Source organism: Acidovorax sp. SUPP2539 (genome assembly GCF_030158975.1).
Classification (GTDB): domain Bacteria; phylum Pseudomonadota; class Gammaproteobacteria; order Burkholderiales; family Burkholderiaceae_C; genus Paracidovorax.
Map to the genome: position 1 here is coordinate 42,141 of NZ_BQXJ01000009.1, position 16,031 is coordinate 58,171.

General features: G+C 69.1%; 17 protein-coding genes. 9 read left to right on the forward strand and 8 right to left on the reverse strand.

Going from position 1 to position 16,031, the window contains the following annotated elements:
• Nucleotides 1-19 precede the first annotated feature (19 nt).
• A complete protein-coding gene (locus AVTE2539_RS24090; protein WP_284414602.1) occupies nt 20-1,633 on the reverse strand; it encodes a surface layer protein NpdA in 1,614 nt (537 codons plus the stop codon).
• 287 nt (nt 1,634-1,920) lie between these two features.
• Nucleotides 1,921-3,513, reverse strand: coding sequence for a surface layer protein NpdA (locus tag AVTE2539_RS24095; RefSeq protein WP_284414604.1), 1,593 nt, complete (start codon nt 3,511-3,513; stop codon nt 1,921-1,923).
• 217 nt (nt 3,514-3,730) lie between these two features.
• Between AVTE2539_RS24095 and AVTE2539_RS24100 the strand changes: the two genes are divergently transcribed.
• The 4 genes from AVTE2539_RS24100 to AVTE2539_RS24115 all read left to right on the forward strand — a co-directional run bounded on the left by AVTE2539_RS24100 (nt 3,731) and on the right by AVTE2539_RS24115 (nt 6,871).
• Nucleotides 3,731-4,258 carry a YiaA/YiaB family inner membrane protein gene (locus tag AVTE2539_RS24100; protein ID WP_284414606.1) on the forward strand — a complete coding sequence of 176 codons (528 nt, stop codon included), beginning with the start codon at nt 3,731-3,733 and terminating at the stop codon, nt 4,256-4,258.
• Between the two features lie 95 nt (nt 4,259-4,353).
• Nucleotides 4,354-4,824, forward strand: coding sequence for a hypothetical protein (locus tag AVTE2539_RS24105; protein ID WP_284414608.1), 471 nt, complete (start codon nt 4,354-4,356; stop codon nt 4,822-4,824).
• Between the two features lie 11 nt (nt 4,825-4,835).
• Entirely contained in the window at nt 4,836-5,639 is an 804-nt protein-coding gene (locus AVTE2539_RS24110) for a DUF2145 domain-containing protein (protein ID WP_284414609.1), read from the forward strand.
• A 98-nt stretch (nt 5,640-5,737) separates the two neighbouring features.
• Entirely contained in the window at nt 5,738-6,871 is a 1,134-nt protein-coding gene (locus tag AVTE2539_RS24115; RefSeq protein ID WP_284414611.1) for a zinc ribbon domain-containing protein, read from the forward strand.
• Nucleotides 6,872-6,915: 44 nt separating this feature from the next.
• Here the strand turns inward: AVTE2539_RS24115 and AVTE2539_RS24120 are convergent, their stop codons facing one another.
• Together AVTE2539_RS24120 and tgt are read right to left on the reverse strand one after the other, a co-directional pair.
• Entirely contained in the window at nt 6,916-7,605 is a 690-nt protein-coding gene (locus tag AVTE2539_RS24120; protein WP_284414613.1) for a glutathione S-transferase family protein, read from the reverse strand.
• Nucleotides 7,606-7,696: 91 nt separating this feature from the next.
• Nucleotides 7,697-8,869: a tRNA guanosine(34) transglycosylase Tgt gene (gene tgt / locus AVTE2539_RS24125; RefSeq protein ID WP_284414615.1), complete on the reverse strand. Its 1,173-nt coding sequence runs from the start codon at nt 8,867-8,869 to the stop codon at nt 7,697-7,699.
• 131 nt (nt 8,870-9,000) lie between these two features.
• Between tgt and AVTE2539_RS24130 the strand changes: the two genes are divergently transcribed.
• Complete coding sequence (locus tag AVTE2539_RS24130; RefSeq protein ID WP_272566839.1) at nt 9,001-9,486, forward strand: universal stress protein; 486 nt, start codon at nt 9,001-9,003, stop codon at nt 9,484-9,486.
• Nucleotides 9,487-9,502: 16 nt separating this feature from the next.
• Here AVTE2539_RS24130 and AVTE2539_RS24135 read toward each other — a convergent pair whose 3' ends face one another.
• The 4 genes from AVTE2539_RS24135 to AVTE2539_RS24150 form a co-directional block, all read right to left on the reverse strand.
• Nucleotides 9,503-9,889, reverse strand: coding sequence for a hypothetical protein (locus AVTE2539_RS24135; RefSeq protein WP_272566840.1), 387 nt, complete (start codon nt 9,887-9,889; stop codon nt 9,503-9,505).
• A gap of 239 nt (nt 9,890-10,128) precedes the next feature.
• Nucleotides 10,129-11,358, reverse strand: a complete 1,230-nt coding sequence (locus tag AVTE2539_RS24140) for a phospholipase A (RefSeq protein WP_502868976.1) — start codon at nt 11,356-11,358, stop codon at nt 10,129-10,131.
• Between the two features lie 14 nt (nt 11,359-11,372).
• The gene (locus AVTE2539_RS24145; RefSeq protein WP_284414618.1) at nt 11,373-11,576 is read right to left on the reverse strand and encodes a hypothetical protein; all 204 of its coding nucleotides are present in this window, start codon (nt 11,574-11,576) and stop codon (nt 11,373-11,375) included.
• On the reverse strand, nt 11,573-13,636 hold the full coding sequence (locus AVTE2539_RS24150) for an ATP-dependent helicase (RefSeq protein WP_284414620.1): 2,064 nt from the start codon (nt 13,634-13,636) through the stop codon (nt 11,573-11,575). Before AVTE2539_RS24150 ends, AVTE2539_RS24145 begins: the two co-directional genes overlap by 4 nt.
• A 270-nt stretch (nt 13,637-13,906) precedes the next feature.
• Between AVTE2539_RS24150 and AVTE2539_RS24155 the strand changes: the two genes are divergently transcribed.
• From AVTE2539_RS24155 to AVTE2539_RS24170, 4 genes are all read left to right on the forward strand, one after another.
• Nucleotides 13,907-14,614: a DprA-like winged helix domain-containing protein gene (locus AVTE2539_RS24155; protein WP_284407198.1), complete on the forward strand. Its 708-nt coding sequence runs from the start codon at nt 13,907-13,909 to the stop codon at nt 14,612-14,614.
• The gene (locus tag AVTE2539_RS24160; protein ID WP_284402451.1) at nt 14,611-15,153 is read left to right on the forward strand and encodes a GTP-binding protein; all 543 of its coding nucleotides are present in this window, start codon (nt 14,611-14,613) and stop codon (nt 15,151-15,153) included. Before AVTE2539_RS24155 ends, AVTE2539_RS24160 begins: the two co-directional genes overlap by 4 nt.
• A gap of 6 nt (nt 15,154-15,159) precedes the next feature.
• Nucleotides 15,160-15,561 carry a roadblock/LC7 domain-containing protein gene (locus AVTE2539_RS24165; protein ID WP_284414622.1) on the forward strand — a complete coding sequence of 134 codons (402 nt, stop codon included), beginning with the start codon at nt 15,160-15,162 and terminating at the stop codon, nt 15,559-15,561.
• An 85-nt stretch (nt 15,562-15,646) separates the two neighbouring features.
• On the forward strand, nt 15,647-16,006 hold the full coding sequence (locus AVTE2539_RS24170; protein ID WP_272566851.1) for a hypothetical protein: 360 nt from the start codon (nt 15,647-15,649) through the stop codon (nt 16,004-16,006).
• The last annotated feature ends 25 nt before the right edge of the window (nt 16,007-16,031 follow it).

Genomic DNA, 16,031 nt, shown 5'->3' on the forward strand with positions numbered 1-16,031 from the left:
GGGAGGCTGCCTCAGGGGGTCAGGGCGCCTTCACGACATGCGGAAAGGTCAGCCCATAGTTGGCCGCCACGCCGGGCGTGGCGCTGGGGTTGCTCAGCTTGGTGAACGCAGTGCCGATGAGGGGAATGCCTCTCGCGTCGGGCATCCGGAAGATGGCCCAGCCATTGGAAAACGTTCCTTGCAGGGTCTTGCGGGCCACGGAAGAAGAAACGGCCGACCGGGTGTCCGAGAACGAAAGCACGGACAGTGCGCCGCAGCTTTCGGGTTGCGATGCCGCGTCTGAAATCACGCTTTCCGGGGTGAGGCTGCCATCGCGCGAGCCCATGCGGAAGCTCCAGCTGCCGCCCCGGCTGCACACGCCGTCGCGGACCTGGGTGTTGAGCGAATGGAAGTACTGCTCGCCGCCGCCGGTGGGCGGCACGAGGGAATAGACGCGCTGGTTCGATGGGTCCGACTGGCTGTAGTCCTTGGCCACGCTGTACCGCTTGGTGGGGGTCGCCACGACCCAGTCGGTGCGGGCGGAGATGGAGTCGTCGAGAACGTACTGGTTCTTGAACTCGCGCACGGCCAGCAGCCGGGAGAGATCGCCGGCGGTGGCCCGGGCGCTGTCTGCTGTGGCAGGCAGGTAGACCGGCGTGGAGAGGTCGGGCAGGTCGTTGTAGCGGGCCAGCACGACTGCCGCGGTCGTCGGGAAGGCGGTGTTGCCCTGCGCGTCCTTGTTGCGCGTGGCAAGGCCTGCGGACACCAGCAGGGGGTCGGCGGTGTAGCGCTCCGGCTGCGAGACCGCCGTGTCCGTGGGAGGGAACAGCATGTAGTTGCCGCGCGCCGGCAGGCCCGTGTTGTTGATGGCCTGGATGGCCGTGGCCGCGCCGGAGAACGTGGTGGAGCCGGGCACGTCGATGACGTACCAGGTGGCGCTGAGCTGGCCGCTGGGGGCCGCGAGGCCGCGGCTGGCGGCGACGGCTTCGCTGCTCGTGTCCTGCATCAGCGCGGCATTGAGCACGGATTCGGAGCAGGGCGCGACCTCCTTCACCTGCTGAATGGCGACGGACAGCGCCGACTGGCTTGCGCCGTTGGGGCCATAGATGGCCGCCTGCGGCACGTCGGCCATCACGATGGCCTCGATGGCGCCCTCGCGGGTGTTGGCCGCCATCACCTCGGGGGTCCATGCGGGGTCCAGTCGGCCCGTGGAGAACGGTTGCGCCACACCCTGCGCGAGGTGCGGCAGCGTGCAGCTGCGGTCGGTGGTGGTCAGCTGCGCCAGGCCGTCGGCACCGGCCGTCACCGCGCCGGTCCACACATCGCCGGGCGACAGCAGCACGTGCACGCTCAGCAGGCTGTCGCCGTTGTTGGCGCCGCGAAAGCGCACCTTCACCACCTTGCCGTTGTCGAGGTCGGTGTTCACCAGGTGCAGCACGCTCATCTGGCCGTTCTGCGCCGTGAAGTAGGGCACCAGCAGCGCATGGCCTGCCTGGCCTTCGGCCACCTTGAAGCTGATGGCATCGGTCCCGCCCAACTGCGTGCTGGAAGGCGTGGCGCCGGTGCCGGCGATCACGCCTGCGTGTGCTGCGCCGGCCATGGCCAGCGTGCCGAGCAGGGCGCTGACCGCCCCGGAAATGGTTTTGACTTTCACGGTTTCTCCTGTGATTGGGATGGCAGGTGGGAACGTCTCCGCATCGCCCATAGGCCGCGCAAAGGCAGCCTGTCACGCGATGGGGTCGGCACGGTGGTGGTGGGGCGGGGCCAAAGGCCCGCCCTGGGCGGCCGCTGCATGCAGCAGGCCACCCGCAAATCGAAACCACCGCGCTGAGGATGGGAGCCATGCCGTGCGATGGTGCCCGGCGGCTCCGGCAAGGATCGTGAACCCGTTCCGAGCGCCGGGCCCATGGCGGCCTCAATCGGCCGCCGCCCTGCGTGCGCTCAGGGCGCTTTATACATGTGCGGCATGGTCAGGCCGTAATTGCCCGCGACGCCAGGTGTGGCATTGGGGTTGGTGAGCTTGAGCAGTGCGGCGCCGATGATGGGTCGGCCATCCGACGCATTGGTGGCGATGCTGGCCCAGCCGGACACGAAGGCGTCCGATCGGGGCTGCGCGGTGATCGAGGCCGAGACGCCGGAGCGGCCCGCCTCCTGGAAGCCCAGCGTGGCCACCGTGCCGCAGGCCACCACGGGGCTGAGGGCAAGCTTGGTGCTGGTCTGGCGGTCGAAATAGGTCAGGTTCCACTGGCTGCACACGCTCTCGGGGCTGGTCTTGACCTGGGTGTCGTCGCCCGAGAAATACTGGCTGCCGAGGTCCGAGGGCGGCACCACCGAATACACGCGGGCGACCGCCGGGGGCTGGCTGTAGTCGTAGGCCACGCTGTAGCGCTTGGTGGGCATGGACAGCACCCAATCCGTTCGGGCGGAAATGGAGGGGTCGGTGGCGTACTGGTTCATCACTTCGGTGGCCGCCAGTTGCGCCGACAGGTCCCCCGCCGTCCTGCGCGCGTTGCGTTCGCCGGCCGGCAGGTAGTAGGGCGTGGACAGATCGGGCAGGTCGTAGTAGCGCGCCTGGATGACGGCCGCATTGGTGGGCTCGCTGGTTTCGCCGTCGATGTTCTTCACGCGGGTGGCGAAGCCGGCCGAGACCAGCAGCGGGTCGGCGGTGTAGCGCTCGGGCGCGGTGACGGCCTGCGCGGTGGGCGGAAACAGCACGTAGTTGCCCCGTGCATTGCGGCCCGCGTTGTTGACGGCGCGGATCGCGGTGGCAGCCCCCGAGAAGGTGGTGGAGTTGGGCACGTCGATGATGTACCAGGTGCCCGCCACGCCGCCCGTGGGCGTGGCCAGGCCCCGGGAAGCGGCCGTGGCCTCGGCGCTGGTGTCCTCCAGCAGCGCCGCGTTCAGCGCCGCATCGGTGCAGGGGGCCGTGCCGTTCACCGGGCGGATGGCCGTGAAGAGGGCGGAGCGCTCCTGCTGGCCCGTGCCGTACACGGCGGCGGCGGGAATGTCGGCCGCCACGATCGCCTCGATGGCGCCTTCGCGGGTGTGGTTGGCCTGCACGTTGGCAGTCCACAGGGGGTTGAGCCGTTCGGTCACGAAGGCTTGCGCCACGCCGGGCGCGAGCCGGGGCGAGGTGCAGGTCGCATCGGCGGTGGTGAGTTGCGCGATGCCGTTGGCACCGGCCGTCACCGCGCCGGTCCAGACGTCGCCGGGGGCCAGCAGCACGGTCATGTGCAGCAGGCCATCGCCGTTGTTGGCGCCGCGAAAACGCAGCTTCACGGCCTTGCCGTTGTTCAAGTCGGTGTTGACCAGGTGCAGCACCGTCATCTGCCCGTTCTGCGCCGTGAAGTAAGGCACCACGAGGCTGTGGCCGGGGCCGCTTTCGGCGATGGCATAGGTGGTGGCATCGGTGGTGCCCATCACGCTGCTGGAGGGCGTGCCCCCCGTGCCGGCGATGACGCCGGCCAGGGCGCTGGAGGCGAAGCCGGCGCTGCACAGCAGGGCGCACGCGGCCGCGATCTTCTGGATAGGCATGCGGAGTCCTTCGGAGGGAGAGCCAATGATGGCGGCAGATTACCGCAATCCGCGCGGCTGTGGCACTCGCCGAGGGACTGGGGAAGCAGGGAAAGTATCGCCACGCGATACCAGGCAGCCGAAAGCCCGCCACCCGTGCATTCCAGGGCGGGCCGGGGTGGGCGGCCTGCGCATGATCCGCCCCATGTTCCACCACGGGCCGCAAGCCCTTCTCTCCATGTCACACCCCTTTGCTCCTTCGCCCCTGATCCAGCGTGATACACCCGCCTGGCGCCTGCAGGTCTGGGTCTCGTTCGGCATCGCCGTGTTCTGCTGCGCGGTGGGGCTGGCGTGGCTGCCAGGGGTGGCCATGGAGCGGGCCTTCATGGTGATGGGTTACGTCTTTTGCCTCTCGGCCGTGTTCATGCTGGCGAAGTTCGTGCGGGACAACCAGACGCGCCACGGTGCGGACACGCCGATGTTCAAGCTGGTCGTCTGGGGCGCGTTCGCGGTGGCCGTGGGCCTCACGGGCTGGGGCCTGTGGAGCATGGACATCAACCCCACCTACCAGGCCTTCCTGGGCGTGAGCTGGCTCTACCTGATCACCACTGCCTTCACGCTGGCCAAGATGCTGCGCGACCGCCACGAGGCGGACCTGGCGGACGCCCGCTGGCAGGGCCGCCGCGAGGCCTCCCTGGCAGCCGGCGGCACCCCTTCCGCACCGGCCGCCGCCCCGGACAAGGCGGGCAAGGCGACGGCGGAGTGACCCCGGGGGCCGGAGCGTGCGCGGTGCCCGCTTTCCCGGCCGTCCCTTGCGCGCACGGCGGCCCCGCTGTCGCGCCCTTTTTCTGGAGAAAGACCATGCGCATCGAGACTCTGATTCCCCGTTTTTCCTGGACCCGCCGGGCCGTGGGCTTCGGCCTGGCCTTTGCGCTGGCGGCAGGCGCCGTGCATGCGCAGAGCGAGGTGTCCGTCGGCCTGTCGCTGCTGCCCGTGGCCTCCGTGGTGGGCACCGCTTCGGTGGCGTCCACGGCCGCCGGGGCGGTGGCGGCCGTTCCCGTCGCGTTGTCGGTGGGGGGCGCGATCCTCACCGTGAAGGCCGTGGAGGCGTCGGCCAACGGCACCGTGTATGTGCTGGAGCGGGCGTCCGATGGCGCGCAGGTGAGCGTGGAGGTGGCCGGCCGCGCGGCCTCCGGCACGGTCCATGCCGTGGGGTCGGCGGTGGCCTGCAGCGTGATCGGCACCGGCGTCGTCCTGTCGGTGGCGGGCGAGGCGCTGGCCTTCGTGCCCAATGCCCTGGGCCGTGCACTGCTCTACAACGAGCGGCTGTGAGGGGGCGGACCATGCGCAGACGGGCCCTGGCCGCCCTGGCGGCGGTTGCTCTCGCCGGAACCGGTGCCGCGCACGCGGGCCGATCTTGCGAGGCGCGCAAGCCGACCCCGCAGCTCATCGAGCGCGGCATGGATCTGGCCGCCCGCACTGCCCGGGCCCTGGACGCGGAGCACGCCCGCTCGGGCACCCAGGTGGTGGTCCTGGCGCGTGCGGGGCAGGACCTGTCCCGGTACGGGCTGCGCTACTCGCACCTGGGCTGGGCCTACCGCACGCCGCAGGGGCCGTGGCGCGTGGTGCACAAGCTCAACGAGTGCGGCACCGCGGTGGGCGTGGTGTACCGGCAGGGGCTGGGCGAGTTCTTTCTCGACGACCTGTGGCGCTACGAGGCCGTGTGGGCCGTGCCCACGCCCGAGGTGCAGCAGCGGATGATGGCGGTGCTCGCCGACCGCACGCGCGCCACGGCCATGCACCAGCGGCCCTACAGCATGGTGAGCTACGCCTGGGGCACGAAGTACCAGCAGTCGAACCAGTGGGCGCTGGAGACGCTGGCCGCGGCCATGGAGCCCGGCACCGTGCTCCGGCGCGATCAGGCGCAGGCCTGGCTGCGCTACAAGGGGTATGAGCCGACCGTGCTCAAGGTGGGCGCGCTCACGCGGCTGGGCGGGCGGGTGACGGCGGCGAACGTAGCGTTCGACGACCACCCGGACAGCGAGCGTTTTGCCAACCGCATCGCCACGGTGACCGTGGACTCCGCCCTGGCGTGGCTGCAGCGCGCGCAACTGGCAGCGGCCCCGGTGGCGCTGCCGCCGCCGTGACACCAACGCGGGTTTATAGTCAAAAGCCGCTGATGCCGGGATATTGATTGTCTGTGTTGCTATCAAATTAATAGTATTTCAATGCCGAGGAGCTGGTCATGAGCAAATCCCTTCGCCTGTCGGAAAAATGGTTCCGCCGAGGCCTGTGGCTGGTGTCGCTGGTGTTCGCCAGCTTCCTGATCGGACTGGGCGGTACCGTCGTGGACGACCTGCCCAAGGTCGAGGCCACGCTGCAGCTCGACGATTTCCTGGACCGCCCTGCCGCGGAGACGCTGCGCGCCCAGGTGCGCAACGCGCAGCAGGCCGAGGAGAGCGCGGAGACGGCGCTCGACCAGGCCCGCCTGCAGCGCGCCAAGTCGCGCAGCGAGACCGCTGCGGAGCGCGAGACCTTCAACAACTGGCTGGCCACGCGCAGCGCCACGCAGCAGTCCGAGCACAACCCCGAGGTGGTGCAGCGCACGCAGGCGCTGGACCGGCTCCAACTGCGCGAGCGCCAGACCCAGCAGGCGGTCGAAGCGCAGCAGCAGGCCGCGCTCGATGCGCGCCAGGCGGCCACGGCCGCGCAGCAACGCCTGGCTGCGCTGGAAAAGGAGGGCTACGAGCGCATGGCCGTGCAGCAGCGCAAGGTGCAGCTGCGCGTGTTCCTGTACCGGCTGGCGCTCACGCTGCCGCTGCTGGTGGTGGCCGGCTGGCTCTTCGTGAAGAAGCGCAAGGGCACCTACTGGCCGTTCGTGTGGGGCTTCATCTTCTTCGCGCTGTTCGCGTTCTTCGTGGAGCTGGTGCCCTACCTGCCCAGCTACGGCGGCTATGTGCGCTACGTGGTCGGCATCGTCGTGACCGCGCTGGTCGGGCGCTACGCCATCGTGGCGCTCAACCGCTACCTGGAGCGCCAGAAGCGGGCCGAGGCGCTGCCCGATCAGGAGCGCCGCAAGGAGCTGAGCTACGACGTCGCCCTGGCGCGCCTCGCCAAGGGCGTGTGCCCGGGGTGCGAGCGGCCGGTGGACCTGAAGGATCCCACCATCGACTTCTGCCCCCACTGCGGCATCGGGCTGTTCGACCACTGCGGCGCTTGCAACACCCGCAAGAGCGCATTCGCCCGGTTCTGCCATGCTTGCGGCGCAGGCGCGGGCCGGGGGCTGCTGCCCGGCAGCGACTCGGACGCCAGTGCGGCGACGGTGCCGCACGCCGCCGGGCCATTGGCCGGTGGCCCGGCCCCGGCGGGACCGCTCTAGGGGATCGGCTTGAAAGGGCGCTGGTATGCAGGGGGCGTGGCGCCTCAGCCGCCCATCACCACCGGGCCGCCCTTGGCCAGCGCCCGCTGGTAGGCCGGGCGGGCCCGCATGCGGGCCTGGTAGGCCTTCAGGTGCGTGTGTCGGTCGGCGTTCTGCACGCGGCTCATGGCCGCCTCGACCGGAAAGCTCATCTGGAAATCGGCCATGGTGAGGTCGGCTCCGGCAAACCAGACGTTGCGCGACAGGTGGTCGTCGATGAAGGCCAGGGCCGTGGCCAGGTTGGGGTCCACCAGCTTTTGCTCCGCCTTGCCGCACACGGCCCGCGCGATGGGCCGCACGAAGAACGGCATGGGCTGCCTGGGCAGCGTCTGAAAGACCAGCTTCATCACCAGCCAGTTCATCAGCGAGCCTTCGGCGTAGTGCATCCAGAAGCGGCACTGGCGGCGTTCGGGCGTGCCGCGCGCGGGCTCCAGGTGCGCGAGCTCGCCCTGCGCCTGCGCGCCGTAGCGGTCCACCAGGGTTTCGATGATGGCGCCCGATTCGGCGATGACCTCGTCGCCTTCGGTGATAACTGGCGATTTGCCGAGCGGATGGATCTTGCGCAGCTCCGGCGGCGCCAGGCGGGTGCGCGGGTCGCGCTGGTAGGTCCGGAGTTCGTAGGGCACGCCCAGTTCTTCCAGGAGCCACAGGACGCGCTGCGAGCGCGAGGTTTCGAGGTGGTGGACGGTCAGCATGGCGCCATCGTAGCGGGCGCGCGCCGGGCCGGATACCACCGCCGTCCCGCAGCGGACATCGCCGGGGGCCTGGGGCGCCGGGGCTTCGGGGCTACACGCCGCGCGCGCGATCGACCGCGAACTGGCGGCGGAATTCGCCGAAGCGGCCCGCATCCAGCGATTCGCGCACCTCGCGCATCAGGTTCAGGTAGTAGTGCAGGTTGTGGATGGTGGTGAGCATCGGGCCCAGCATCTCGCCGCAGCGGTCCAGGTGGTGCAGGTACGCACGGCTGAAGCCGCCGCGGCCGCCCTGGTCCCAGGCCACGCCCTCGGCGCCCGCACAGGCATGGCAGGTGCAGGTGGTGTCGAGCGGCTGGTGGTCGGCCTTGTGGCGCGCATTGCGCAGCTTCAGGTCGCCATAACGCGTGAAGATCGTGCCGTTGCGCGCATTGCGCGTGGGCATCACGCAGTCGAACATGTCCACGCCCTGCGCCACGCCTTCCACCAGGTCTTCGGGCGTGCCCACGCCCATGAGGTAGCGCGGCTTGTGCGCCGGCAGGCGGTGCGGCGTGTGCGCCATGATGCGCAGCATCTCGTCCTTGGGCTCGCCCACCGAAACGCCGCCCACGGCGTAGCCGGGGAAATCCATCTCCACCAGCCGGTCGAGCGATTCGGCCCGCAGGTTCTCGAACATGCCGCCCTGCACGATGCCGAACAGTGCGTTGGGGTTGTTCAGACGGTGGAATTCGTCTTTGCTCCGCTGAGCCCAGCGCAGGCTCATTTCCATCGAGGTGCGCGCCTCGCGCTCGGTGGTCAGGTGGCCCTTGGTTTCGTACGGGGTGCACTCGTCCAGCTGCATCACGATGTCGGAATTGAGCGTGGTCTGGATCTGCATGCTCACCTCGGGCGACATGAAGAGCTTGTCGCCGTTCACGGGCGAGGCGAAGTGCACGCCCTCCTCGGTGATCTTGCGCATCGCGCCCAGGCTCCACACCTGGAAGCCGCCGGAGTCGGTGAGGATGGGCTTGTCCCACTTCTCGAACGCGTGCAGGCCGCCGAAGCCTTGCATCACGTCCAGCCCCGGGCGCATCCACAGGTGGAACGTGTTGCCCAGGATGATCTGCGCGCCCATGTCGTGCAGGCTCTGCGGCATCACGCCCTTGACGGTGCCATAGGTGCCCACGGGCATGAAGATGGGGGTCTGCACCACGCCGTGGTTCAGGGTGAGGGTGCCGCGTCGCGCGTGGCTTTCGGGGTCGGTGGTCAGGAGGTCGAACTGCAGCATGGCGCGCATTGTCCCAGACGCCCACAGGGTCGGGGGCGCGGCGGGGCGCCGGTACACTGGACCGCACTGCCTGCCGGGCGAGCGGAGCGCATCGCCGGCAGGCCCCTCAGACTCCCGGAAAGGACACGGACATGCTCAAGATCCTCATCGCCGTCGATGGCTCGGACCTCTCCCTGGATGCGGTGCACCACACCCTGGCCCTGCTGCGGCAGGGGCTGCGCGCCAGCGTCGTGCTGGCCCATGTGCAGGAGCCCGCCACGCTCTACGAAATGGTGGTGTCGCGCGACCCGGACCTCATCGCGGCGGCCAGCCTGGAAGCCGGCCTGCATCTGATGGCCCCGGCCCGTGCGATCTTCGAGGCCGCAGGCGTGGAGCACGAAACCGATGTGGGCGTGGGCGACGTGGCGAACACGCTGGTGGACATCGCCGAGCGCCACGGCTGCGGCATGCTGGTGATCGGCGCCCGCGGGCAGGGCGCGATCAGCAGCGCGTTGCTGGGGTCGGTGTCGCAGGCGCTCGTGCATGCGAGCCATGTGCCCGTGACCATCGTCAAGCACGCGGACGTGCTGGAAACCGTGGATGTGAATGCCGAGGGCGGGCAGGAAACCCTGGCCTGATCCTTTTCAGAAGCTCTCAGGCGGCCTTGCGGAAAGGCTCGCTCGGGCGCTGCAGCTTGCCGTGAGGCAGGCTCGCCAGGCGCTTGAACATGCGCCGGCAGTAGCCGTTGATCCACAGGCACTTGTTGAGCTCGTCCACCGGCAGCGGGCCGGAGACGACGACGATGTCGTTGGCCACATCCAGCGCACCGGCCGCCCGCAGGCGGCGGCGCGTGTTGCTGGCCCAGGACTGGATGCGCGACGGCGTGCCGTGCTGGTGGACTTCGCCCGTGTGCGCATCGAAGGCAATGGCGACGGTATCGGTCTTCAGCTTGAAACGGCGCTCGCCCGTGACGGCACTGGGCGCCTCGCGCATGTCGTACAGGTAGTAACTTCCAGCCTTGAGCTGATATTGCATGTCCATGGTTTCGTCCTCCGAGGGGCATTGTCCCGGGGGCTTGGACCAGCAATGGTGGAGAAAGCGGCATGAAAACGCCTCTTTTTCCAGGGAGTGGTGCGCGGGGCCTGCCGGACTGCGATGTGCGTGCCATTGTGTCGGCGCGTGTGCGCCGATTCAAGGCAGCAGCCCTGTCAAAGGGTAACGGGATGTGATGCGGCCGGCCCCTTGCCGCGCAGGCGGGGGCCGGCCGTGCGTTCAGGCGCTCAGAAATCGACCAGGCTCAGGCCGACGCTGAACACCGTGCGCTTGCGGTTGTAGTCGATCATGCTGTCGCCATAGCCGCTGAACAGGGCGGTGTGCAGGCGCAGGTTGCTCTTGCTGCCGCCCAGGCCCTTGCCCAGGTTCTGCAGCCATTCGATGCGTGCCGAGCCGCGCGGCGTGGAGGCCAGCGAATGGCGGACGGTCACGCCCACGGTGTTGTCGCGGTCGTAGTTCCAGTTCACCTGCAGCTCGCCCCGGCCGATGTAGTCGCTGATGCCCGGGTTGTCGTCGCTGTCGGCGCTTTCGCTCAGGCGCTTCCACAGGCGCGCGTTCACGCTCCAGCGGTTGTCCAGCTCCATGCCGGTCATCAGGTACACGCGGTTCCAGCTGCGCGACAGCGGCAGGCTCTGGCCGTTGGACTGGTGCACCAGCCCGATGCCGCTGTAGCGCCAGCGCCAGCCGAAGGGCAGCTTGGCGTCGGTGGGGTACACGTACATCACTTCCGGCTCGTGGTCGGTGGCGCGGAAGGGGCGCGAGATGTCGGGGCTGAACAGCTGCCAGTACGACTGCTGCGTGTAGCCCACCCACACCGAGTCCTTCAGCGTGGGATGGCCCTGCGTGAGCAGGCCCTGGGCGATCTTGGTGCGCACCGACAGCTGGATGCGGTTCTCGGTGGTCCGGTAGTCCACGGCCGAGGTGGCGTTGTGGTCCGGTACGGGCGAGGTCGGCTGGCGGTTGACGTTGCTGCCCTTGACCACCGAGATGCTGATCGGCCGGTAGCCACGGAAGCGGAAGGTGCCGCAATCGCTGCCCGACTCCAATTCCCAAAAGCGCGACAGCGTGCTGTACTGCTCGTCGCGGCAGCCTTCCACCTGGGCCACGTCGATGAGGCGGGTGGCCGGCAGCGTCGTGTCCACGGGGGTGGGCGGTGCGGTGCTGGCCGTGGTGTTGCCGGTGGACGCGCTGGCCGATGCCGCAGGCGCTTTCCAGGCCTGTTGGCCCGCCCACTGGTCGAAGCAGGCCAGGCGCGCGGTGCTGTCGCCGGCCATGGCGGTGCAACGGCGCCAGGCGTCGCCGGCGGCCTCCGTCTGGGCGGGCGTCTGCGCCAGCGCAGCGCCTGCGGGGGCACACAGGGCCAGGGCCAGGGTGCCCAGGCGCCGCGGTGTCATGGCCGCCCGGACTGCTTGCGCAGCACGGACGGGGCGGTGGTGTGATGTGGTGCGTTGTTCCATGTTCCTCGTATCTCCTAGCCGCAACTGCCTTGTTCCACCTGGCCGATCCAGGTGGCGCTGATGTTCTTGTTGCCGTCCGCCTCGCACGATGCCCGCGCCCAGGTGCGGTGGCGCGGACCGGCGACACGCACGCTCTGTGCCAGCGGCCGGCGCATTCCGGCGCACGCTGCGGCCCGCCCGGCGGCAACGTGGCGGCGGATCATGGCACGGCCGGTCATGGCGTGGCGTTCTGGGCCTTGCGCGCGGCGAATTCGGCGCGCAGCGCCTTGAGCTTTTCGCGCGGGTCTTCGCGGGCGGTATTCTTGTCCAGCGCCATCTCGGCGATGAAGCGGCTGGGCTGCGCGTTCACCATCTCGCGGCCCTTCTTGCGCTTTTTGGTCCAGCTGACGGCCAGGCTGCGCTGGGCGCGGGTGATGCCCACGTACATCAGGCGGCGCTCTTCCTGCAGGCGCTGCAGCGTGTCGTCGCTCACCTTGAGTTGCCGGCCCTCGTCGTCGTCGAGCTTGAAGGGCAGCATTCCTTCGGTCACGCCCACCAGCACCACATGCGGCCACTCCAGGCCCTTGGAGGCGTGCAGCGTGGACAGCGTGACCATGTCCTGGTCCTTCTCGCGCTCGCTGATGGTGGACAGCAGCGCGATGGTCTGCGAGACCTCCAGCAGGCTCTTGGTCTCCTTGGTGACGACGCTGCCCGAGGTGTCGTCGATCTGGCCGCCGGCGCGCTGCGACATCCAGTCGCAGAACTCCAGCACGTTGCTCCAGCGCGCGGCAGCGACCTTCTCGCTGTCCTCGCCGTCGTACAGGTGCTTTTCGTAGTCGATTTCCTTGAGCCAGTCGGCCAGGAAGGCGCGCGAATCCTCGGCGCCGTGCGTGTGCCGGGCGCGGTATTCGAGGTCGTTGACGTAGCGCCCGAACTCCATCAGCCCGTCGAGCGCGCGCTTGGGGATGGCCGCCGGCAGCATGCCGTTGAACAGCGCGCCGAACATGCTCAGCTTGTGCTTGGTGGCGAATTCGCCCAGTGCGCCCAGCGTGGTGTGCCCGATGCCGCGCTTGGGGCTGGTGATGGAGCGTAGGAACGCCGGGTCGTCGTCGTTGTTGATCCACAGGCGGAACCAGGCGCACAGGTCCTTGATTTCCGCGCGGTCGAAGAAGCTCGTGCCGCCCGAGACCTTGTAGGGGATGTTGGCCTTGCGCAGCGCCTTCTCGAACGGCTTGGCCTGGTGGTTGGCGCGGTAGAGGAGGGCAAAGCTCTTCCAGGCCGGCGGCGGGTTGGCCGCGGCACGCAGGCTCTGGATGCGGGCCACGGCGCGTTCGGCCTCGTGCTCTTCGCTGTCGGCGTCCACCACGCGCACCGGCTCGCCCTCGCCCAGTTCGGAGAACAGCGTCTTGGGAAACAGCTTGGGGTTGGGCTGGATCACGTTGTTGGCCGCGCGCAGGATGGCGCTGGTGGAGCGGTAGTTCTGCTCCAGCTTGATCACCTTGAGCTGCGGAAAGTCGACCGGCAGCTTTTTCAGGTTGTCCAGCGTGGCGCCGCGCCAGCCGTAGATGGACTGGTCGTCGTCGCCCACGGCGGTGAAGCGCGCGCGCTCGCCCACGAGCAGCTTGAGCAACTCGTACTGCGTGGCGTTGGTGTCCTGATACTCGTCCACGAGCACGTGGCCCAGCACCCGCTGCCATTTGCTGCGCACCTCGGGGTGGTCGCGCAGCAGGCGCAGCGGCATGCCGATGAGGTCGTCGAAATCGACGCTCTGGTAGGCGGTGAGGCGTTCTTCGTAGCGCGCCATCAGGACGGCAATGCTGCGCTCGTTGTCGTCCGCGGCCTGCGCCAGCGATTCCTGGGCGTTCAGGCCCATGTTCTTCCACTTGCTGATGGTCCACTGCCACTGGCGGGCGGTGGCCATGTCGGTCGTGCCGCCGGCCGCGTCCTTGAGGATGCCGGTCACGTCGTCCGCATCGAGGATGCTGAACTGGGGCTTGAGCCCGAGCACATGCCCGTCTTCGCGCACCATGCGCACGCCCAGCGCGTGGAAGGTGCACACCAGCACGTCCTTGGCCGCCCGGCCGATGAGGCCCTGTGCGCGCTCGCGCATCTCGGCGGCGGCCTTGTTGGTGAAGGTGATGGCGGCGATGCGGCGCGCCTCCAGCCCCGTTTCGATCAGCCGGGCGATCTTGTGGGTGATCACCCGCGTCTTGCCCGAACCTGCGCCCGCCAGCACGAGGCATGGCCCCTCGGTGTAGTGGACCGCCTGGAGCTGGGCGAGATTGAGACCGGCGGACATGCGCAGAAAAAAGGGGGTGGACAGGCGCCGGCGAGGCACGGGTGGAGCACCGCTTCCCAGGGAGAAGGGGGCCAGAGCGCGCAATGATACCGGGATGGGCCGGAATCGAACCGGCCCTTTTTACAAGGTTTCGGCGCGAACGGCGTACCGGGATCTGGAATTCGTCAAGAAGAAATCATTTTTCTCATTTTTAGCAAATTCTTGACAATGTATCAATGTGCATCTTTATACTGGCCCCTCCAATTTGATTTTTCCACCGGGGTCACCGCCATGCGCGATGCTTCAGCGGGGGTGGCCGCAGAGATGCTCACTCCCCACTTTTACGAGCGGTTCCACAAGCTGTTCAGCGTGGCGTCGCGCAAATCGTTGCTCCGCTGGCATGAAGTGCCGGCCGCCGAGGCCCAGGTGCTGCTGCTGGACGACGCCAGCGCGGCGCAGCCCGGCTCCCGCGCGCCGTGCCTGGTCTGCGTGGGGGGCTCGTTTCCCGACAAGGCGCCCCAGGCGCAGTGGACCGCGCGCCTGCAGACCGGCTATACGCTGGCGGACCTGATCGACGTGCTGGACCGTGCCGCCGTGTTCCTGATGGACTGGAGGGCGCGCCAGACGATGACGGCCGCCTCCGCCGACACGGCGTGGGAGTCTCCCGCCGCAGCGCGCGCCGCGTTCGGCGACCCCCAGCAACGGTTCCGGCTGAGTACCTGGGTGTCCCTGGGGGCGCCGTTCCGTTCGGGCGGCCACGTGCGGGCGCTCGCATTGCTCACCCGCGCGCCGGTCAGCCTGGCGCAGTTGTGCGAGCACAGCGGCCTGGAGCCCGCCACTGCGCAGGCGCTGCTGGCCGAGTTGTCCCGCCGCAACGTGCTGCGCACCGAAACGGCGGCACCGGCACCCGCCTTGCGCGCCGACCGCCCGAAGCCCTCCGGGCACGGCGGGCTGGTTCAGCGGCTCACGCGCTGGGTGCGCGGTGGAGGCCAGGCATGAACGGGGCACTGCCGCGCATCGCGCTCGTGGGGCCCATGGGCATCGGCAAGACCACCGCGCTGCGCTCGCTGTGCGGCGACGTGATGGCGTCTTCCGACGTGCCCAACCTCGACCGGGCGGCGCATTCCAAGGCGTTCACCACCGTGGGCGCGGAGTTCGGCGAGATCGACCTGGGCGATGGCGAGCACGTGCAGGTGTGCGGCTGTCCCGGGCAGGACCGCTTCGACTTCGTGCGGCAATGGATTCTCTCGGTGTCGATGGGCGTCTTCATCATGGCCGACGTGGCCCGGCCCTCGGCCGTGGCCGAGACGCTCGACCTGCTCGCCGAAATGGCCGTGCAACCCGATCCGCCGCTGGCCCTGGTGCTCAGCGCCCGTCCCGCCACGCCCGCGCAGATCGAGGCGTTCGGCCTCGCGCTCTCGGCCTCGCCGCACGGCGTGGTGCCCATCCTGGAAGCCGATCCGCGCGACCGCGGCCAACTGCTGGAGGCCGTGGGCGTGCTGGCTTCCATGCTGTCCCTGCAGAACGAAATGGACTGAAATCCCATGATGAACAAGGCGAACATCGTCCCCCCCGAGCGCGCGCAGGCGGCCCGGGAGGTGCTGGACCGCGTGGTGGCCCCCGCGGGCGACGTGCGCATGGCGCTGGTGACCACCCTCGACGGCTTCGAGGTGGCCTCGATGTCGGTGGGCGGCGGCCTGGAGGTGCGCCGGCTGGCGGCCATGGCGGGCTCGCTCATGGCCATGGCCCGTGCCGTGGGCCGCGAGATCGATTACCCCGGTTGCCGCCGCCTCACCTTCGAGACCGAGGCGGGCCTGGCGATCTTCCAGGCCATCGGCGGGGCCTTCCCCTGCATCCTGTGCCTGGTGCTGGAAAAGCAGGCCGTGCTCGGGCGGGCCCTGTGGACCGCCGGCGAGGTCGCGCAGCAACTGAGCCGCCCCGAATGATCCCCCGCGCGTTGCCGGGTCGGCCGGCGGCGCGCATGTGTGCTTGCTTCCCCTTTCGTCTCTTTCTGTTTAAGGAATCGAACCCATGGCCTCCCTTCAAGAATCTCTGAACCAACTCCATTCCATCGACGGCGCCCTGTGCGCGGCCGTGGTGGACAGCGGCAGCGGCATGCTGCTGGGCAGCGTCGGCAGCGGCGTGGACATGGAACTGGCGGCTGCCGGCAACACCGAAGTGGTCCGTGCCAAGAACAAGACCATGCGCTCGCTGGGCCTGGCCGACAAGATCGACGACATCCTCATCACGCTGGGCAAGCAGTACCACGTGATCCGCCCGCTGGCCGCGCACGAAGGCCTGTTCATCTACCTGGTACTGGACAAGGAGCGCTCCAACCTCGCCCTGGCACGCCGCAAGGTGCAGGAAGTGGAGCAGGGCGTGCAGATCTGACCGGACAGGCTGCGGCGCGCTGCGC

What these genes read in the sequence shown, in the direction of transcription:
- AVTE2539_RS24095 (WP_284414604.1), bottom strand. Translation starts at nt 3,513, where the DNA reads ATGCCTATCCAGAAGATCGCGGCCGCGTGCGCCCTGCTGTGCAGCGCC.
- AVTE2539_RS24100 (WP_284414606.1), top strand. Translation starts at nt 3,731, where the DNA reads ATGTCACACCCCTTTGCTCCTTCGCCCCTGATCCAGCGTGATACACCC.
- AVTE2539_RS24105 (WP_284414608.1), top strand. Translation starts at nt 4,354, where the DNA reads ATGCGCATCGAGACTCTGATTCCCCGTTTTTCCTGGACCCGCCGGGCC.
- AVTE2539_RS24110 (WP_284414609.1), top strand. Translation starts at nt 4,836, where the DNA reads ATGCGCAGACGGGCCCTGGCCGCCCTGGCGGCGGTTGCTCTCGCCGGA.
- AVTE2539_RS24115 (WP_284414611.1), top strand. Translation starts at nt 5,738, where the DNA reads ATGAGCAAATCCCTTCGCCTGTCGGAAAAATGGTTCCGCCGAGGCCTG.
- AVTE2539_RS24120 (WP_284414613.1), bottom strand. Translation starts at nt 7,605, where the DNA reads ATGCTGACCGTCCACCACCTCGAAACCTCGCGCTCGCAGCGCGTCCTG.
- tgt (WP_284414615.1), bottom strand. Translation starts at nt 8,869, where the DNA reads ATGCTGCAGTTCGACCTCCTGACCACCGACCCCGAAAGCCACGCGCGA.
- AVTE2539_RS24130 (WP_272566839.1), top strand. Translation starts at nt 9,001, where the DNA reads ATGCTCAAGATCCTCATCGCCGTCGATGGCTCGGACCTCTCCCTGGAT.
- AVTE2539_RS24135 (WP_272566840.1), bottom strand. Translation starts at nt 9,889, where the DNA reads ATGGACATGCAATATCAGCTCAAGGCTGGAAGTTACTACCTGTACGAC.
- AVTE2539_RS24140 (WP_502868976.1), bottom strand. Translation starts at nt 11,358, where the DNA reads ATGGAACAACGCACCACATCACACCACCGCCCCGTCCGTGCTGCGCAA.
- AVTE2539_RS24145 (WP_284414618.1), bottom strand. Translation starts at nt 11,576, where the DNA reads ATGACCGGCCGTGCCATGATCCGCCGCCACGTTGCCGCCGGGCGGGCC.
- AVTE2539_RS24150 (WP_284414620.1), bottom strand. Translation starts at nt 13,636, where the DNA reads ATGTCCGCCGGTCTCAATCTCGCCCAGCTCCAGGCGGTCCACTACACC.
- AVTE2539_RS24155 (WP_284407198.1), top strand. Translation starts at nt 13,907, where the DNA reads ATGCGCGATGCTTCAGCGGGGGTGGCCGCAGAGATGCTCACTCCCCAC.
- AVTE2539_RS24160 (WP_284402451.1), top strand. Translation starts at nt 14,611, where the DNA reads ATGAACGGGGCACTGCCGCGCATCGCGCTCGTGGGGCCCATGGGCATC.
- AVTE2539_RS24165 (WP_284414622.1), top strand. Translation starts at nt 15,160, where the DNA reads ATGATGAACAAGGCGAACATCGTCCCCCCCGAGCGCGCGCAGGCGGCC.
- AVTE2539_RS24170 (WP_272566851.1), top strand. Translation starts at nt 15,647, where the DNA reads ATGGCCTCCCTTCAAGAATCTCTGAACCAACTCCATTCCATCGACGGC.